A 17,064-nucleotide genomic window follows, 5' to 3' on the forward strand; every position below is an offset into this window, starting at 1 on the left:
CCGTGGCCTGCGTTTCCTTCATGCGGACACGTCCGTTGTAGCGAGCGCGGGACCGTCTACCTAGCGCTACGTCCGCGTGTCGTCACGGAAAGTTACCCATGCCGCGGAGGTGCGTCTTCGGCCTCCAACGCCCCGAAAGGGATGCGAGTCCCGGACACAACCTGTTGAATCGGACGGACTCGAACCCCCGACCCACGGAGTTCACATGGCTGACTTCGGTGTCGACTACGCCTGGGGCCGCCCCGGCGCGTCCGCGCTGAAACGTGCCGGGGTGAAGTTCGCCTGCCGGTACCTGTCGCATGACACGTCGGGCAAGAACCTGACCCGCGCCGAGGCGGACGAGCTGTCCGCCGCCGGCATCTGGCTGGTGGTCGTCTGGGAGTCCGCCGCGAAACGTCCGCTGGACGGACGGTCCGCGGGCGCCGCCGACGCCGCGGACGCCGCCGCGCAGGCCGAGGCGTGCGGCATGCCGGACGACCGTCCGATCTACTTCGCCGCCGACTGGGACGCCCCCGCCGGCGCCCAGGACGAGATCAACGCCTACCTCGACGGCGCCGCGTCCGTCCTCGGCCGCGACCGGGTCGGCCTCTACGCCGGATACGGCCCGGTCAAGCGCGCGTTCGACGCGGGGAAGATCGCCTACGGCTGGCAGACGTACGCCTGGTCGGGCGGCGACTGGGACGCCCGCGCCCAGCTCCAGCAGTACTCCAACGACCACGACATCAACGGCGTGGGCGTCGACTACGACCGCGCCGTGAAGAGCGACTACGGGCAGTGGCGCGTCGGCGTCTCTGCCGAGGGAGACGAGATGCCCGACTACGTGTCCGTGACCACCGGCACCGAGCAGCCGATTCCGCCCGGCCAGTGGACGAACGTCAGCTGGAACAAGGAGTACGCCGACAGCGAGCACCAGCACTGGGACAAGGGCGGGCCGAGCCTGCTGACCGGTTCGGCGCGCTACAGCCTGTCCGTCGCGGCGACGATCAAGGGCCTGCCGGCGGGCACCCTCATCCAGGCCCGCGCGGTGGAGGTCGAGATCGAGGACACCACCAAGTTCGCGGCCGGGCCCGTCCAGGACTTCCTCTCCGTCGGCGACCAGACGAACCTCGTGTACGGGCTCGCCGCCGACACCGTCGGGACGGGGTACCGGGTGCGCTTCCAGTTGCTCCACCACGGCGCGACCCCGGCCAGCGTCACGGCGGGCAGCGCCAAGGTCTTCTTCTGGAAGTAGCGGTACCCCGCCTGGTCAGGCCCGCCAGTTCGGATGGTACGCCGGATGGTCGGCGTAGGGCATCGCGAGGAGCCGGAGCGTCGAGCACCCGCCGTCCCGGACGCGCTCGCCGCACGTCTGGCAGACGCCCGTGCCGTTCATCCGCGAATGCAGGTCGAGCAGGCGGCGTTTGAGGTACGTCTCGGCCACGACCCGCGCGGGCGAGTGCCGCGCGACGTGCAGCGCCACGCCCTCCTTGACGAACGGCACGTCCAGGACGTGGTGCGGACCGAAGCCCGGACGGCTCTGCCACGGGTACTCGTTGACGCTCCGCAGCGCGACCGGTCTCTGCAGGTGGTCCATGGGACGTCGGCCGAGCCTGAGCCGTTCGCCGTTGCTCGGGTCGACCCACTGCCACCGCTCCTCGCCGGACAGGTCGGCGCCCCCGTTCGGACGCGACCGGTAGTCCGCCGCCCACCGCGCGGTCTCCTCGTCCTCGAAGAGCCGAGCCCGCAGGAACTCCACCAGATCGCTCACAGCCACTCCCGTTTCCGCCGCAGATCCCCCGATCCTGCCATCACAAGATCGGCAGAGTCTCCGGCGTGGGAGGTCGGACGAGAACGATCGCCCTTCGGTTTCGCCGACGAAACCGAAGAGCGATCGTCCCCCCGCGCCGGCCCGTACTGGGCCTCTCAAGCGGTCATCAGGTCATCCGCATGCAGATCGCGTAAACCGTCATCGTCGTGGCGGACGACGACCGGCCCCAGGCGTTCCACGCCTGGACGTTGGGGAACGGCTCGGTGGACGCGAGCGTCCCGTCGTTGGTGTTCCCCATGGTCGCCCCTCCCCCGGTGACGGTGTAGCCCGCCGGGCAGTAGGCGGTGCCTTGGATCGCCAGGTTCCCAGCGGGGATGTTGACCAAGGCCGAGACGCGGACGGTCTGGGTCACTCCCTGGCTCGCGGGTCCGGTGGGCCCCGTGGGCCCGGTCGGGCCAGTGGACCCGGATCCCGTGGGCCCGGTCGCCCCGGCGGGCCCGGTCGCACCGGCGATACCGGTCGGACCGGTCGGACCGGTGGCCCCGAGTCCGGTCGGCCCCGTCGGGCCGGTAGCCCCCGCAGGCCCGGTCGCACCGGCGGCACCGGCTGCACCCGTAGGCCCGGTAGCGCCGAGACCCGTGGGCCCGGTCGGCCCGGTCGCCCCCACGGCACCCGCAGGTCCAGTGGCGCCCGCGACACCCGTTGGCCCCGTCGCGCCCGCAACGCCCGTCGGACCAGTGGCGCCCGCGACCCCGGTGGGACCGGTCGCACCTTCCACGCCCGTCGGACCGGTCACGCCCGTCGGCCCCGTGGGCCCGGTCGCACCAACCAGCCCGGTCGGACCGGTCGCCCCCGTCGCCCCTTCGACACCTGTCGGTCCCGTCGGACCAGTGGCACCGATCCCAGTCGGGCCAGTTGGGCCCTCAGCACCCGTAGGCCCGGTGGCACCCTCGACTCCCGCAGGTCCCGTCGGCCCAGTGGCTCCCAGCCCGGTGGGACCGGTCGGACCAGTCGCCCCCTCAGCGCCCGCAGGACCCGTCGCCCCCTCAGCGCCTGTCGGACCGGTAGGACCGGTCGCACCGAACCCGGTCGGCCCAGTCGGACCCTCGGCACCAGTCGGACCGGTCGCACCGTCGACTCCCGCAGGCCCCGTTGGACCAGTGGCTCCAACCCCCGTCGGACCTGTCGGCCCCGTCGCCCCGACTCCGGTCGGCCCCGTCGGACCGGTCGCGCCCTCGAGACCTGTCGGACCGGTAGGACCTTCGACACCTGTCGGCCCCGTCGCTCCCGTCGGACCAGTGGCGCCGAACCCGGTCGGTCCCGTCGGACCGGTGGCACCCAACCCCGTCGGACCAGTCGGACCCTCCACACCCGTCGGACCCGTCGCACCTTCGACACCTGTCGGTCCCGTCGGACCAGTCGGACCCGTGGCACCAAACCCCGTCGGCCCAGTGGCACCCTCGGCGCCCGTTGGGCCAGTCGCGCCCTCAGCGCCGGTCGGACCGGTCACACCTTCCGGACCCGTCGGACCAGTCGCACCCTCCAGACCAGCCGGACCCGTCGGACCCGTCGCCCCAGCCAAACCCTCGGCGCCCGTCGGACCAGTGGGACCAGTTACACCGAACCCCGTCGGGCCGGTCGGACCCTCAACACCAGTCGGACCCGTCGCGCCCTCAGCGCCCGTCGGTCCCGTGGCACCCTCGGCACCCGTCGGGCCAGTCGCGCCCTCAGCGCCGGTCGGACCGGTCACACCTTCCGGCCCCGTGGGACCGGTCGGACCAGTGGCACCGAAACCAGTCGGACCGGTCGGCCCCTCCACACCCGTCGGTCCCGTCGGACCCTCAACACCCGTGGGACCGGTCGCACCCTCAACACCTGTCGGACCCGTCGCGCCTTCCGCACCCGTCGGGCCCGTGGCACCCTCGGCACCCGTCGGACCGGTCGCGCCCTCAGCACCGGTCGGACCGGTCGCACCTTCCGGACCTGTGGGGCCAGTCGCACCGGCCAAACCCTCGGCACCCGTCGGACCAGTGGGACCAGTTGCACCGAACCCGGTCGGACCGGTCGGACCCTCAACACCTGTCGGACCCGTCGCGCCCTCAGCGCCCGTCGGGCCCGTGGCACCTTCCGGCCCCGTGGGACCAGTCGGACCGGTCGGCCCCTCAACACCCGTGGGACCGGTCGCGCCTTCCGCACCTGTTGGTCCCGTGGCACCCACTGCGCCCGTCGGGCCGATCGCGCCTTCCACACCCGTCGGACCCGTCACACCCTCCGGGCCCGTCGGACCCGTCGCACCAGCCAAACCCTCAGCACCCGTAGGCCCGGTCGGCCCCTCAACACCTGTTGGTCCCGTTGCACCTGCAACGCCTGTCGGACCCGTCGCGCCCGTCGGGCCAGGGGTACCCTCGGCGCCTGTTGGGCCGGTCGCGCCTTCCGGGCCTGTGGGACCGGTCGCGCCCTCCAGGCCAGCCGGACCCGTCGGACCCGTGGCTCCCTCGACACCTGCAGGACCCGTCGGACCAGTGGCGCCGAATCCGGTCGGGCCGGTCGCGCCTTCTGGACCTGTGGGGCCGGTAGCACCTTCCAGACCCTCGGCACCCGTCGGACCAGTCGGTCCCGTGGGGCCTGTGGCACCCAATCCGCTGGGGCCCGTTGGGCCGGTCGGACCGCCGATGCCCTCAGCACCCGTCGGACCCGTGGCACCTTCAGCGCCTGTCGGCCCCGTCGCGCCCTCCGCACCCGTAGGGCCGGTGGCGCCCTCCAGGCCAGTTGGGCCCGTCGGTCCCTCGGCGCCCGTCGGACCGGTCGCGCCCTCGGCTCCGGTCGGGCCCGTCGGACCAGTGGTACCGAGCCCAGTCGGCCCAGTTGGCCCAGTCGCGCCTTCGGTGCCCGCGGGGCCGGTCGGACCTGTTGCTCCTTCAACGCCTGCAGGACCCGTCGCACCCTCGGCACCTGTCGGACCCGTGGGACCGGTGGTGCCCAACCCCGTCGGACCAGTCGGGCCGGTCGCGCCGTTCTCTCCGGTGGGACCGGTGGCGCCTTCAACGCCCGTCGGACCGGTCGGCCCAGTCGCGCCGATTCCAGTCGGGCCTGCCGGTCCCGTCGGGCCGGTGGCACCGAACCCGGTCGGACCGGTCGCGCCTTCTGGACCCGTGGGGCCGGTCGCGCCCTCCAGGCCGGCCGGGCCCGTCGGACCCGTCGCCCCCTCCGAACCCTCGGCACCCGTCGGACCCGTGGGACCGGTGACGCCCAATCCAGCCGGGCCGGTCGGGCCGGTGGCACCGCCGATCCCCTCGGCACCGGTCGGGCCAGTGGGACCGGTGGCTCCTTCCGAGCCGGTCGGGCCTGTAGGGCCTTCCGGACCGGTGGCTCCGTCCAGACCGTCCGCACCTGTCGGGCCCGTCGCACCGGTCGGACCGGTCGCGCCCTCCAGGCCAGTCGGGCCCGTCGGACCCGTCGCCCCCTCCAGACCCTCGGCACCCGTCGGACCAGTCGGGCCCGTCGGACCGGTTGTGCCGATACCGGTTGGGCCAGTCGGGCCGGTGGGACCGGTCGCCCCGTCGATGCCGTCAACACCGTCCATGCCGTCCATGCCTGACGGACCCGTCGCACCGTCCACGCCGTCCATGCCATCCATGCCGTCCGCGCCCGGAAGGCCCGTGGGGCCGGTAGGGCCGGTAGGGCCGGTCGGGCCTGTGGTGCCTGCGCCGCCTGGGCCTGTCGGCCCCGTCGGACCTGTCGTGCCTGGACCGGCCGGGCCCGTGGGACCTGTCGCACCGTCCATACCGTCCGAGCCTGCCGGTCCGGTCGCACCCTCCGCGCCAGTCGGCCCCGTCGGACCAGTCGGACCCATGCCTGTCGGACCTGTCGGACCCGTTGGGCCCGTAGTCCCCATACCCGTCGGGCCCGTCGCACCGTCTGCGCCTGGCGGGCCGGTGGGTCCGGTCGCGCCGTCCATGCCGTCTGCGCCCGTCGGTCCAGTAGGGCCGGTCGTACCGATGCCGGTCGGGCCAGTTGGACCCGTCGCGCCGTCCATGCCATCAGCGCCCGCTGGGCCGGTCGGGCCGGTGGTCCCCGCCGGGCCCGTTGGGCCCGTTGCGCCGTTCTCGCCCTCCGGGCCGGTGGGACCCGTCGGCCCGGTCGGGCCGGTGGGGCCGTGCTTGCACCATTTGCCTTTGTGGCAGCATTTGCCCTCTTGGCAGCACTGCTTCTTGTGCTTTCCGCAGGCGATCTCGTCCGTGGTCAGCCGCCGGTCCTGCGCCTTCTCGTCGCTGACGAGTTTTCGCGGGTCATCGGCTGTCGAGGCGGAGGCGCGACCGGTCGCCAGCGGCTGCACCATGGCGGCCGAGACGAAGGCACTCATGATCAGGGCCTTTTTGACCATGCGCCTTCGTTGCAGGAACAAGCACAACACGCGGTGACTCCCTCGTGATCACCGGCACGCCCAATGACGTCTTCGGCGCGCCCCAACCTGCGATGAGCGCTCCAGGCAAGAGCCGCCTACCGCGTGCGGCAAAGACCGGAACTAGGGCCGGACGTTCCCTCAGCCCGATCACACATGAGGACGCGCATCCTCTTTTGCCGCGCGTTTGCGTGTATTATTGGAGTGCATTTAAAAAGCCAACGTGCACATGATCAAGAGCGTAGATATAGATGGCCACTTGATCAGCTATGCCCAGGCCAACCGCCCCCGCCGGGTGCGGATTTGGCATTTACCTACTTAGGACGTGTTTCGTTGCAACACCCGCATCGGACGGGACATGTCGAAGATCCGGCCATCACTCTTATTCATCCCTGAACATAGGGATGCAGGGTGAGTGCGAGGAACGTCCGATATCCGCCCGCCGTATTCGCCGTTGATTTCACGATGGTGACCGAATTGCGCAGGCGAACGGAGAGTGCCGTCCGGCCGTCTCAGGACCGGGTCACTTTGTGCGGCGCCAGGCCACCCAGCCGCCCGCGCCCGGCAAGCGTGCCGAGACGACGTGCCAGTTCGGCGGGGCGGCGGGCCAACTGTGCGTCATCACCGTGCCCTTGGCCCATGGGACGACGACGAGCGTCAAGTCCCTCGGAAGCGCGAAGCGTCCAGAGCTGTCGATCGGGACGAGCCCATGACGAGACTGAAACGCCTGCAACACCCAGATCCGCCAATCGAGCCCAGGGAAGTTCACCCCGACCTTGTCACCGGGCCGAAGTTCTTCCTTCAGGCTGGCGGCGACTGAGTATCGGTGGTCCCAGGGGTTCACGATGTGGTTGGTGGCGGCCACCGCGGCGGCCACATTGAGGGCGGCGATCATTCCAGCCGTGGCCATGATGGCGCGCCCGCCACCGTAGGCGATCAGCGCGGCGGCTCCGACGAGGAGCAGCAAGGCGGCGATGGTGGCGGGCCACAGTCGGAATGCGTCCCATTTCCAGGTGAGGAAGCCAGTCTCGGCGAAGTCAGTAGAAAGGAAGAAGCCCCTGGTAAGGCGGCTCCCTGCGCTCAGCCAGACGATGGCTCCGGCGGCCAGGGTGACCGCCGTGGTGATGGGCGCGGCCTGGAGCGCGGTGACGACCGGTGCGCGCACCGCAAGGACGGCGGCGGCCATGAAGAGGATCGGCACCAGGCAGGTCAGGTACCGGCCGTAGACGAAATTGGAAACGGTGTTCTCGTCCGGCGTGGCGGCAGAAGTGGCGAATGCGAGACCGGCCGTGCAGATGAGGGTCAGCGCCGCCGTTACGCGGGTGCCGAAAGGCGCGTGGTCGCGCACCGTGACGATGACAAGGGCTACGAGCCCCAGTCCGGCGATGCCCCAGGTCGAGACGATCAGGTACCACAGTTTCCCGGCGGTGAGCGACAGCGTCCATCCCAGTCCGGAAAGGCTGGTGAGCCGGTCGACCAGCAGACCGTCCAACGCATATGCGCCTCGGGGGTAGAGCTGCGAGCGCACCCAGTCGTTGAGCTGAATCCCCACGATGGTGGTCGCGACGAGCAACCACGCCATGACGGTGACACCGCGACGGTCGGCCCAGCGCCGCCACCACGCCACGCCCAGCAGGCCCGCGAACGCGACGACGAAGATGAAGCCGCGAACATGGATCCAGGAAAGGTAAGCGGCGAGCACGCTGGCGAGCACGCCGGGCGTCTGCTTCTGGGACGTGAGCCAGGAATGCACCGCCAGCAGCCAGGCCAGCACGATCACCGGCAATACCGCATCGGTCAGCGCGAACTGGCTGTAATGGACGTTCGACGGCACCAACGCGGCCAAAGTCGCGGCGACGTAGGCGGGAACCTGGGCCATTCCAACGCGACGGAGTGCGAGGTAGGCCAGCGGCAGCACCGCCGAACTCAGCAACGCGTTGATCACCAGGACGATGTGATACACCGTCGCGGGATTGTCGCTGAGCCAGCTCGCCGGGGTCAGGAGCAGCGAATAGCCGCTGTAATACAGTGGCCGCCCGGTGAGGTCGCCGACCGCTCCCCCGGCGAACAACCGTCCGCCCAGCAGATATCCGACCTCGTCGGGAACGTACAGCGGGACGTTCCGTCCGCTGCCGAGCGCCACCCGCAGCAACACCTGCGAAAGCCAGCCCGCGCCGAGCAACAACGGCCACAGGGGAAGCTGATTCGCCGCCCTTACCTGCGTCCGGACCCGTTCACGGAGCGCGACGTCGACGCCAAGCATGACCGACCTTCCCCAAGGTCTCGCCGCAGCCAACGTCCGCTACCGGGCTATCTTCCGCACATTCCACGGGCCCATCGACTGCGATCCATTTTGTGGGGCCAAACCCCCAAAGCCACATTTTGCAGCTCGCAAGGCACCGTACCGAGGACACGGGAATCCACAGCCCTCACCAAGTCGCCATTGGCGAAACACATAGGCAACCTTCGCCTAAAGTAAACCCGACCCCACGGACCCGGCCATTACCAGGATCACCTCCGCGACCAAGACGGGGGTGCAGGGTCGGGCAGGCCACTCATCGGCTCAGGAAGCGCTCGGCGACGGCCAAGGGGTCGACGTCGCCCGGCTGGAACACCTGCCGCACCTTCCCGAAGCTGTGGCCGCGCCACCAGTTCGGCCAACCGGGCACAGCGTAGAAAGCGCCCACGACCGGCCCGTCCCGCTCAGCGATGACGTACACCCCGTCACACTTCCCGCCATAGACCTCGTATCCGTCTGGTGTGCTCGCGAGGCCAGTTCCCGTCGCGTCACCGGTCATTGCGGATGACCTCCCGGATCTTCTCGGCGAGCCCCTCGGGCGTGTCAGCCGAGACGTCCGCGACGCCGCTGAGCTCTTCCCGGGTGAGCGGCCCGCGGGTCGCCCACCATTTGCCGGTGTCGGTCCAGATGATGGACCAGGCGGGGAACTCGGCCTTGAGCTGGGCTTTGGCGGTCTCCGCGTCGGGGTGTCCCACTGTAATCGCAGTCATGTTCCCAGCGTGCCGTGGCGAGCACGCTCCGAAGTTTCACGGTCGGTGAAACCCTGGAATTCAGGGGATGCCCAGCCACGACGCGAACCCGCTCAGGCTTTTCGGCCGCCGCCGCTCCAGGTCGGTCAGCATCCGTACCGTCTCACGGACCTGCGGGTGATGGCGGGTCTGCTGCGGTGCGGCCTGCCGCGCGGCGTACAGGGTCTCCAGCGCCCTGGCCCGGTTGCCGTGGTAGAGCCAGCCGCGCGCGAGGTCGATGTAGTAGTGGCCGAGCCGGACCGGCGCGACGGTCGGCGGTAGCCGGATCCGCGCGGCGCGCTTCACGGCCTCGGTGCCGTCGTACATCTCGACGGCCACTCCGACCTCGTGAATCGCGACGTTGCTCGGCCCGAACTCCAGCCCGTAATGATTGGCGTCGGCATCGAGCAGGCGGGCCGCGTCCCGGGCCTCGGCGATGTGCAGCCACGCCTCCCCCGCGTTCGGCTTCCTCGCCGCGAAGATCGCCGAGCGGAGGTGCGTCGCGCCGTACACGCTCAGCGTCGCCGGGTCCATGCGCCCGACGTCCTCACCGAGGTCGTGCCTGATCCGATTCAGCAGCCGCGCGCCACGCTCGTACGATGCGCTCACCAGGAACAAGGTTGAGCGCTGCCACTGCGTACGGGCCACCCGCAGCGGATCGTCGGACTGCCGTGCCGCCCATTCCACCCGCTCCATCGCCAAGCTCCGAAGGTCGAAGTACCCGAGCGTGTAGGCGATCGCGGTCACGCCCGTGTACGCCTCGGACAGCAGCGCGAACAGCGCCGCCCTGTCCGCGGACGGAGCCTCGTGCACGGCGGTGGTCAGCTCCTCCAGCAGACCGGGCAGCATCTCACCGAGCCGCCCGTAGTAGGCGTCTCGGCCGAGCTTGGACGCGCGCTGGACGTCTGCTCGCAGCGCGGCGACCGGCCTGGGGCGCACGTCCTCGTCCGGCAGGTCCCAGCCGAGGAGAGCGCGCCGGAGTCCGGGGATCGCGGCGTGTACGAGGTCCTCGCGGGGCGTGCCGTCGTGGTAGGGCTGCCCGGTCAGCTCGCCGACCTCCACGCGCAGGGCCCGCGCCGCGCCCGCGATGAGCGCCTGCGAGGCGGGCTTGTGCCCGCGCTCGACCTGGGCGATAAGGCTCTTGGAACAGGGGACGCGCTCGGCGAGCTGCTGCTGAGTCAGGCCGCGCAGTTTCCGCGTGCGGGCGAGACGGGGGCCAACGCCTTCTGAGGTGTCCTCACGCACAGGCCCTGCACCTCCTGGGACCTCGACGCTCCCAGGCTATGGCGCAGGGCCTTCATCCGTCAGGGCTCCGCGTCCATCGCAGGCCAGTGAATGCGCGGGTCAGTGAATGCGCGGATCAGGGTGTTGGTCAGCCTTTGATCAGGGTTGCCAGAAGCTCTACATGCTGGGTCATGGGGAAGGCGTCGAAGGCTCGGAGGGTTTCCAGGGTCCAGCCGCGGTCGCTGAAGTAGGAGAGGTCGCGGGCCAGGGTGGCGGGGTCGCAGGAGACGTAGGCGATCTTGCGGCCGGCGAGGCGGGTGATGTGGTCGACGACCTCGCGGCCGGCGCCCGCGCGCGGGGGGTCGAGGACGACGACGTCCGCTCGGCGGACGCGCTCCCCGCGGTGGTGGGTGCCGGTCCGCTTGTTCTGCGAGCGCGACGTCCCGTCCGCGCGGCCGAACTCCAGATCGGCGACGACCTCCTCGACCGGGCCGCGCTCGATCGACACGTTCGGCAGGTCGCGCAGGTTGAAGCGGGCGTCCCGGACGGCCTGGCCGTCGGACTCGATCCCGACGACGAGGCCGTCGCGGCCGACCCGGTCGGCGAGGACGCCCGCGAACAGGCCGACGCCGCAGTACAGGTCGAGGGCGATGTCGCCGGGCTTCGGTTCGAGCGCGTCGAGGACGGCGTCGGCCAGGAGCCGCGCGGCACCCGGGTGGACCTGCCAGAAGCCGCTGCCGCTGACCTGGTACAGCCGTCCGCCGACCTCCTCGCGGACGTACGGGAGCGCGGCGCCCGGCTCGGGCTTGCCGCGGACGAGCCGGACCGGCACGTCCAGCCGCGGCACCCGGATCTTGCGGCGGTCGCGGCCGCGCAGCACGACCAGGCGGTCGCCGGTCGTCGCGGACACGATGCCCTCGACGCCGGAGGCGCCCGGCCAGCGCTTGCGCTCGATGCCCATCAGCTCGACGCCGGGGTGCGCGATCAGGCACTCGTCGATCGGCTCGATGTCGTGCGAGCGGTGCCGCCGCAGCCCGACGGCCCCGGACGACACGGCGAACTGCACGCGGGTGCGCCAGCCGAGGCCGGGCGGCGGCACGACGTCGCCGTCGACCGGGTACGGGACCTCCTCGACGGTGACCGTCCGGGTGATCCCGGCGAGGCGCTGGAGCTGCTCCTCGACGACGGCGGCCTTCAGGGCGCGCTGCGCGGGGAGGGAGGCGTGCTGCCAGTCGCAGCCGCCGCAGCGGCCGGGACCGGCGAACGGGCAGGGCGGCTCAACCCGGTCGGGGGACGCTTCGAGGATCTCCACGGCGTCGGCGCGAAGGAAGTTCCGGGCGCTCTCGGTGACGCGGGCTCGGACCCGCTCGCCGGGCAGCGCGTGCCGGACGAAGACGACCCGTCCCTCGTGCCGGGCGACGCAGAAACCACCGTTCGCGACGTTGCCGACCTGCAGTTCAAGGACGTCGGGCTCCACATCAGTCACGTTCTGAAACACTACCGGCACCGGGGCGCGAACCGGTCCGCGGCGGACGCCGGGAGGCGCCCGGACCGGGCGGCTCGACCCGTCCCTTGAGCCGGTCGGACGACTGGAGCTGCCACGCCACGCTGGTCACCATGACGCCCGGCTGGAACAGCAGCCGCCCCTTGAGCCGCAGCGCGCTCTGGTTGTGGAGGAGCTGCTCCCACCAGTGCCCGACGACGTACTCGGGGATGAACACCGTGACGACGTCGCGCGGGCTCTTGCGCCGGATGCCCTTCACGTACGCCAGGACGGGCCTGGTGATCTCCCGGTACGGGGAGTCGAGGATCTTCAGCGGGACGGGGATGTCGAGCGCGTCCCACTCGTCCTGGAGGCGCTGCGACTCCGCCGCGTCGACCGCGACCGTCACCGCCTCCAGCGTGGACGGACGGGTCGCCCGCGCGTACGCCAGCGCCCGCAGCGTCGGCTTGTGGATCTTGGAGACGAGCACGATGCCGTGGTTGCGGGCGGGCAGCGCGACGTCCTCGCCGGACGGGACGAGCTCCGCCGCGATCCGGTCGTAGTGCCGCCTGATCGCCTTCATCAGCAGGAACAGCAGCGGCATTGCGATGCACACGATGTAGGCGCCGAGCGCGAACTTGGTGATCAGCACGACGACGAGGACGATGCCGGTGAGCGTGGCGCCGAAGGCGTTGATGCCCCGGGAGGTCTTCATCCGGCGGCGCTGCGCCGGGTCGGTCTCGGTGGCGAGCAGCCGGTTCCAGTGCCGGACCATGCCGACCTGGCTGACCGTGAACGACACGAACACGCCGACGGTGTAGAGCGGGATCAGCCTGCTGACCGAGGCGTCGTAGGCGTAGATCAGCAGCCCGGCCATGGTGGCGAGGATGATGATGCCGTTGCTGAACGCGAGCCGGTCGCCGCGGGTGTGGAGCTGCCGCGGGAGGAACCGGTTCTGCGCGAGCACCGAGCCGAGCACCGGGAACCCGTTGAAGGCGGTGTTGGCGGCGAGGAACAGGATCAGCGCGGTCATCGCGGTGACGAGCGCGAACCCGAGCTCGAAGTTGCTGAACACGGTGTGCGCGACCTGGGCGATGACGGGGTCGGCGTCCACGACCGCGCGCCCGGTCTCGGGGTTGATGAGCTGGCTGCCCTGGTCGGGCTCGGCGAACTTGGCGTCGGTGATGTAGGCGAACGCGGTGACGCCGCCGAACATCGTCATCGCGACGATGCCGAGCGCGAGAAGGGTCTTCGCGGCGTTCTCGCCCTTCGGCTTACGGAACGCGGGCACCCCGTTGCTGATCGCCTCGACCCCGGTCAGCGCGGCGCAGCCGGACGAGAACGCCCGCAGCAGGAGGAAGACGAGCGCGAACCCGGCGAGGTCGGTCTCGTCGCCGCGGACCTGGTAGTGCGCGGTCTCCGCCTCCAGGTTCGTGCCCGCGATCAGCCGGACGCCGCCCCACAGCAGCATGCTCATCACGGCGAACATGAACAGGTAGGTGGGGATCGCGAACGCGATCCCGGCCTCCTTGAGGCCGCGCAGGTTGCCGAGGGTGAGCAGGACGACGATGACGATCGCGACGATCACCTCGTGCGGCTGCATGAACTTCAGCAGCGCGCCGAGGTTCTCCACGCCGGACGAGACCGACACCGCGACCGTGAGGACGTAGTCGACCAGCAGGGCGCTCGCGACGACGACGCCCCAGTTGCTCCCGAGGTTCTCGGTGGCGACCTCGAAGTCGCCGCCGCCGCTCTGGTAGGCCCGGACGTTCTGCCGGTACGAGGCGACGACCGTCAGCAGGATGACCACGACCGCCCCGGCGACCCACGGGGTGTAGTGGTACATGACGAGGCCGCCCGCGCCGAGGGCGAGCAGGATCTCCTGCGGAGCGTAGGCGACCGACGACAGCGCGTCGCTGGCGAAGACCGGCAGCGCGATGCGTTTCTTCAGAAGCTGCTCGTGCTGCTGAGCGCTGCTGAGCGCGCGTCCGAGCAGCAGCCGCTTCGCAAGGTCCGGAACCTTTGACACGAGAGGAGACTCTAGCCCGTGGAAACGACGTCTCAGCCCCGCCCCCGTGCCCGTCCCGCCGGGTAGTACTCCCCTGGGCGGATGTGTAGGTTTGCAGCCCGGTAGGGATCATTCACAGGAAACGATCCTCGGGTGCAGCACGGCATGGCTGTGGGCGATGAGTGCCGTGCACGGCGCGGGGGGTACAGGGGGAACGTCCCCCCTGGACGGATAGAGGGAACGGCCGTGCATATCGTGATCATGGGATGCGGGCGGGTCGGCTCGACGCTCGCCCACATACTGGAGGACAAGGGTCACTCCGTGGCCATCATCGACCAGAACCCGGAGGCGTTCCGGCGCCTGCGCAGCGGGTTCCGGGGCCGCCGCATCACCGGGTTCGGATTCGACCGCGACGTGATCGCCGAGGCCGGGATCGAGCGCGCGTCCGCGTTCGTCGCGGTCAGCAGCGGCGACAACTCGAACATCATCTCGGCCCGGGTGGCGCGCGAGACGTTCGGCGTCGACAACGTGGTGGCCCGGATCTACGACCCGCGCCGGGCGGAGGTGTACCAGCGCCTCGGCATCCCCACTGTCGCGACCGTCCGGTGGACCGCCGACCAGATCCTGCGCCGGCTGCTCCCCGAGGGCGCCGAGCCGCTGTGGCGCGACCCGACCGGCGCGGTCGTCCTCGCCGAGCTGGACTCGGGGCACCTGTGGGTGGGCGAGAAGGTCGGCGCGCTGGAGGAGCACGGGGGCACGCGGGTGGCATTCCTGTCGCGCATGGGTGAGGCCCTCGTCCCCGACCGGGACACGGTCATCCAGGACGGCGACATCGTCCACATCATGGCGGGCGCCGACGACCTCGAGCGCGTCAACACCGCCGTCGCGGCGCGGAGCGGGGAGGAGTCCTGATGCGGGTCGCGATCGCCGGGGCGGGCGCGGTGGGCCGGTCCATCGCCGCGGAGCTGCTGGAGAACGGGCACGAGGTGCTCCTGATCGACAAGAGCCCGAAGGCCATCAAGGTGGAGATGGTCCCGCGCGCCGAGTGGCTGCTCGCGGACGCCTGCGAGATCTCCGCGCTGGACGACGCCGCGCTGGAGCGCTGCCAGGTCGTGGTCGCCTCGTCCGGGGACGACAAGGTCAACCTGGTGGTGTCGCTGCTCGCCAAGACCGAGTACGGGGTGCCGCGCGTGGTGGCCCGGATCAACCACCCGAACAACGAGTGGCTGTTCAACGAGTCGTGGGGGGTGGACGTCGCCGTGTCCACGCCCCGGCTGCTGTCGGCGCTCGTGGAGGAGGCGGTCAGCGTCGGCGACCTCGTCCGGCTGATGACGTTCCGGCAGGGCGAGGCGAACCTCGTCGAGCTGACGCTGCCGGACGACGCGCCGCTCGGCGGGGAGCGGGTCGGCTCGGTGAGCTGGCCGCGCGACACGGCGCTGGTGGCGATCCTGCGGGAGGGACGGGTGCTCGTCCCGACGTCCGACGACACGCTGGAGCCCGGCGACGAGCTGATGTTCGTGGCCAGCCAGGACGTCGAGGACGAACTCGCGGAACTCCTCGGCGGCCACTGACCTCCGGTGAACGACGGAACCCGCCGGGCCGACGACGGCCTGGCGGGTTCTTCGCGTCCCGTGGACGGGACGGTCAGGCGGGACCTTCGCGTTCGATCGGCGTCCGGCCGCGGGCGAGGAGGCCGACCATGGCGGCGAGCGCGGCCACCTGCAGCGGCCAGCCCATGGCGATCTTGGCGGCGCCGAGCAGGCCGCTCTGGTCGCCGTCGGCGAGGTAGATCGGGTACTGGACGGCGACCCGCGCGATGCACGGCAGCACCAGCAGCCAGGTGAGCCGGGAGCACAGCTTCACGATCCCCGGGTCGCGGCGCCAGGCGGTCGGGTCGCCGGTGACCGAGCCGATGATGAACCCGACGACCGGCCAGCGCACCACGATCGAGAAGACCATGGCGGCCGCGTACCCGGCGTTCAGCATGATGCCGGGCAGGAAGGCGTTCTCGGCCTTGCCGGAGCGCAGCGCGAAGAACGCGGCGATCGCGATGCCGACGAGGCTGTTCAGCACGAACTGCGGGCTGGAGCGCTGGACGATCCGGACGAGCAGCAGCACCACCGCCGCGCCGACCCCGAGGGCGACGGCGAGCTTGATGTCCTTGGCGACGACGTAGGTGGCGGTGAACGCGATCGTCGGGACGGCGGCCTCGACCATGCCGCGGACGCCGCCGAGCGCCTTGTTCAACTGGGCGCGGACGGCCGCCTCGACGGTGTCGTGCGCGGCCGCCCCCGAGGCGGGTTTCGCGCCGCCGGGCTCGGGGCCGGGTTGCGGGCCGGGCTCGGCGCCGGGTCTCGGGCCCGTCTCCGGAGCCTCCGGAGCGGGCTCCGGGCCGTCCGTCGCGGGCTCGGCGCCCGCCTCCACTTCGTTCACGTCGCCACTCCCGGCCGCCGGCAGCGGCATCAGGACCCGCCGCGCAGCTCGTATCGCGGATTGAACATCACCTTGCGCCCGTCCTGGACGCTCACCAGCCCCTCGGCGCGCAGCATGCGGCCCGGGTCGATGCCGGCGATCTTGCGGCGGCCGAGCCACACCAGGCTGATCACGTCGGTGCCGTCGTACAGCTCGGCCTCCAGCGCCGGGGCGCCGCCCCGCGGCCGGAGCGTCACCGTACGCAGCGTACCGGCCACGCAGTGCCGCGTGCGCTCGCCGCACTCGGTGATCGGGGTCGCGCCCTCGTCACCGGAGGTCCGCTGCAGCTCCTCGGCCTCCAGCTCGGCGGTGCTCGACGCCATCCGGCGCAGGAACCGCCGCAGGCCGCCGCCCTTGGCCGGGGGGCGGCCGCCGCGCCCGCGCCGTCCGGGCCCGGCGCCCTGAGGCGTGCCGGCGGAAACCTCGTCCATGGTTCGAAGCGTATGGCATGACCGGACGAATCGGACCCCCTAGCCCCCATCCCGGCATGGCTTCGCGGCGAGGTATTGGAATGGAGCATTCCGTTCTGGTACTATCGGAACAGAGCATTCCGCTCCAGACGGAAGGAAGAGCCATGACACCCCCTGTGTCAACCTCAAGCGGCAGATGGAGTGATCGCTTGCTTGGTTCGGGCCGCTGCGGCGCCGTGTCTGGTGGGGTCGTAGGGGACGCCGTCGAGCCAGCAGCGGTAGATCACTCGG

Annotated in this window: 13 protein-coding genes; 3 read left to right on the forward strand and 10 right to left on the reverse strand. The window is 71.1% G+C overall.

The genetic code is table 11. The features are described from left to right. Positions 1-205 precede the first annotated feature (205 nt). Complete coding sequence (locus FXF65_RS25320) at positions 206-1,231, forward strand: glycoside hydrolase domain-containing protein (RefSeq protein ID WP_148352489.1); 1,026 nt, start codon at positions 206-208, stop codon at positions 1,229-1,231. A 15-nt stretch (positions 1,232-1,246) separates the two neighbouring features. Here FXF65_RS25320 and FXF65_RS25325 read toward each other — a convergent pair whose 3' ends face one another. The 8 genes from FXF65_RS25325 to FXF65_RS25355 all read right to left on the reverse strand — a co-directional run bounded on the left by FXF65_RS25325 (position 1,247) and on the right by FXF65_RS25355 (position 13,912). Then, complete coding sequence (locus tag FXF65_RS25325; RefSeq protein ID WP_148352490.1) at positions 1,247-1,747, reverse strand: DUF6221 family protein; 501 nt, start codon at positions 1,745-1,747, stop codon at positions 1,247-1,249. A 166-nt stretch (positions 1,748-1,913) separates the two neighbouring features. Further along, positions 1,914-2,159, reverse strand: a complete 246-nt coding sequence (locus FXF65_RS45960) for a hypothetical protein (protein ID WP_222868747.1) — start codon at positions 2,157-2,159, stop codon at positions 1,914-1,916. A gap of 4,513 nt (positions 2,160-6,672) precedes the next feature. Continuing rightward, complete coding sequence (locus FXF65_RS25335) at positions 6,673-8,412, reverse strand: phospholipid carrier-dependent glycosyltransferase (RefSeq protein ID WP_148352491.1); 1,740 nt, start codon at positions 8,410-8,412, stop codon at positions 6,673-6,675. 292 nt (positions 8,413-8,704) lie between these two features. Further along, a complete protein-coding gene (locus tag FXF65_RS43930; RefSeq protein WP_222868731.1) occupies positions 8,705-8,869 on the reverse strand; it encodes a hypothetical protein in 165 nt (54 codons plus the stop codon). 67 nt (positions 8,870-8,936) lie between these two features. After that, positions 8,937-9,158 (reverse strand): hypothetical protein, encoded by a 222-nt coding sequence (locus tag FXF65_RS25340; RefSeq protein WP_148352492.1) that lies wholly within the window; start codon positions 9,156-9,158, stop codon positions 8,937-8,939. A gap of 60 nt (positions 9,159-9,218) precedes the next feature. After that, a complete protein-coding gene (locus FXF65_RS25345; RefSeq protein WP_148352493.1) occupies positions 9,219-10,421 on the reverse strand; it encodes a helix-turn-helix domain-containing protein in 1,203 nt (400 codons plus the stop codon). Positions 10,422-10,548: 127 nt separating this feature from the next. Further along, positions 10,549-11,886, reverse strand: a complete 1,338-nt coding sequence (locus FXF65_RS25350) for a class I SAM-dependent RNA methyltransferase (RefSeq protein WP_148352494.1) — start codon at positions 11,884-11,886, stop codon at positions 10,549-10,551. After that, positions 11,879-13,912: an APC family permease gene (locus tag FXF65_RS25355; RefSeq protein ID WP_148352495.1), complete on the reverse strand. Its 2,034-nt coding sequence runs from the start codon at positions 13,910-13,912 to the stop codon at positions 11,879-11,881. Before FXF65_RS25355 ends, FXF65_RS25350 begins: the two co-directional genes overlap by 8 nt. Positions 13,913-14,137: 225 nt before the next feature. Here FXF65_RS25355 and FXF65_RS25360 point away from each other — a divergent pair, with 225 nt between their 5' ends. Both FXF65_RS25360 and FXF65_RS25365 read left to right on the forward strand, forming a co-directional pair. Then, positions 14,138-14,803, forward strand: a complete 666-nt coding sequence (locus FXF65_RS25360; RefSeq protein ID WP_148352496.1) for a potassium channel family protein — start codon at positions 14,138-14,140, stop codon at positions 14,801-14,803. Next, positions 14,803-15,462 (forward strand): potassium channel family protein, encoded by a 660-nt coding sequence (locus FXF65_RS25365; RefSeq protein WP_148352497.1) that lies wholly within the window; start codon positions 14,803-14,805, stop codon positions 15,460-15,462. Before FXF65_RS25360 ends, FXF65_RS25365 begins: the two co-directional genes overlap by 1 nt. A gap of 73 nt (positions 15,463-15,535) precedes the next feature. Here the strand turns inward: FXF65_RS25365 and FXF65_RS25370 are convergent, their stop codons facing one another. Then, on the reverse strand, positions 15,536-16,324 hold the full coding sequence (locus tag FXF65_RS25370) for a DUF3159 domain-containing protein (RefSeq protein WP_187412492.1): 789 nt from the start codon (positions 16,322-16,324) through the stop codon (positions 15,536-15,538). Positions 16,325-16,353: 29 nt separating this feature from the next. Continuing rightward, positions 16,354-16,794 carry an OB-fold nucleic acid binding domain-containing protein gene (locus tag FXF65_RS25375; RefSeq protein ID WP_148352498.1) on the reverse strand — a complete coding sequence of 147 codons (441 nt, stop codon included), beginning with the start codon at positions 16,792-16,794 and terminating at the stop codon, positions 16,354-16,356. Positions 16,795-17,064: the final 270 nt, after the last annotated feature.

This window comes from Actinomadura syzygii (assembly GCF_008085905.1).
GTDB classification, from domain to species: domain Bacteria; phylum Actinomycetota; class Actinomycetes; order Streptosporangiales; family Streptosporangiaceae; genus Spirillospora; species Spirillospora syzygii.

Excerpts from the sequence above, each read along its gene's own strand:
- FXF65_RS25320 (WP_148352489.1), top strand. The coding sequence starts at position 206 with ATGGCTGACTTCGGTGTCGACTACGCCTGGGGCCGCCCCGGCGCGTCC.
- FXF65_RS25335 (WP_148352491.1), bottom strand. The coding sequence starts at position 8,412 with ATGCTTGGCGTCGACGTCGCGCTCCGTGAACGGGTCCGGACGCAGGTA.
- FXF65_RS25340 (WP_148352492.1), bottom strand. The coding sequence starts at position 9,158 with ATGACTGCGATTACAGTGGGACACCCCGACGCGGAGACCGCCAAAGCC.
- FXF65_RS25365 (WP_148352497.1), top strand. The coding sequence starts at position 14,803 with ATGCGGGTCGCGATCGCCGGGGCGGGCGCGGTGGGCCGGTCCATCGCC.
- FXF65_RS25375 (WP_148352498.1), bottom strand. The coding sequence starts at position 16,794 with ATGGACGAGGTTTCCGCCGGCACGCCTCAGGGCGCCGGGCCCGGACGG.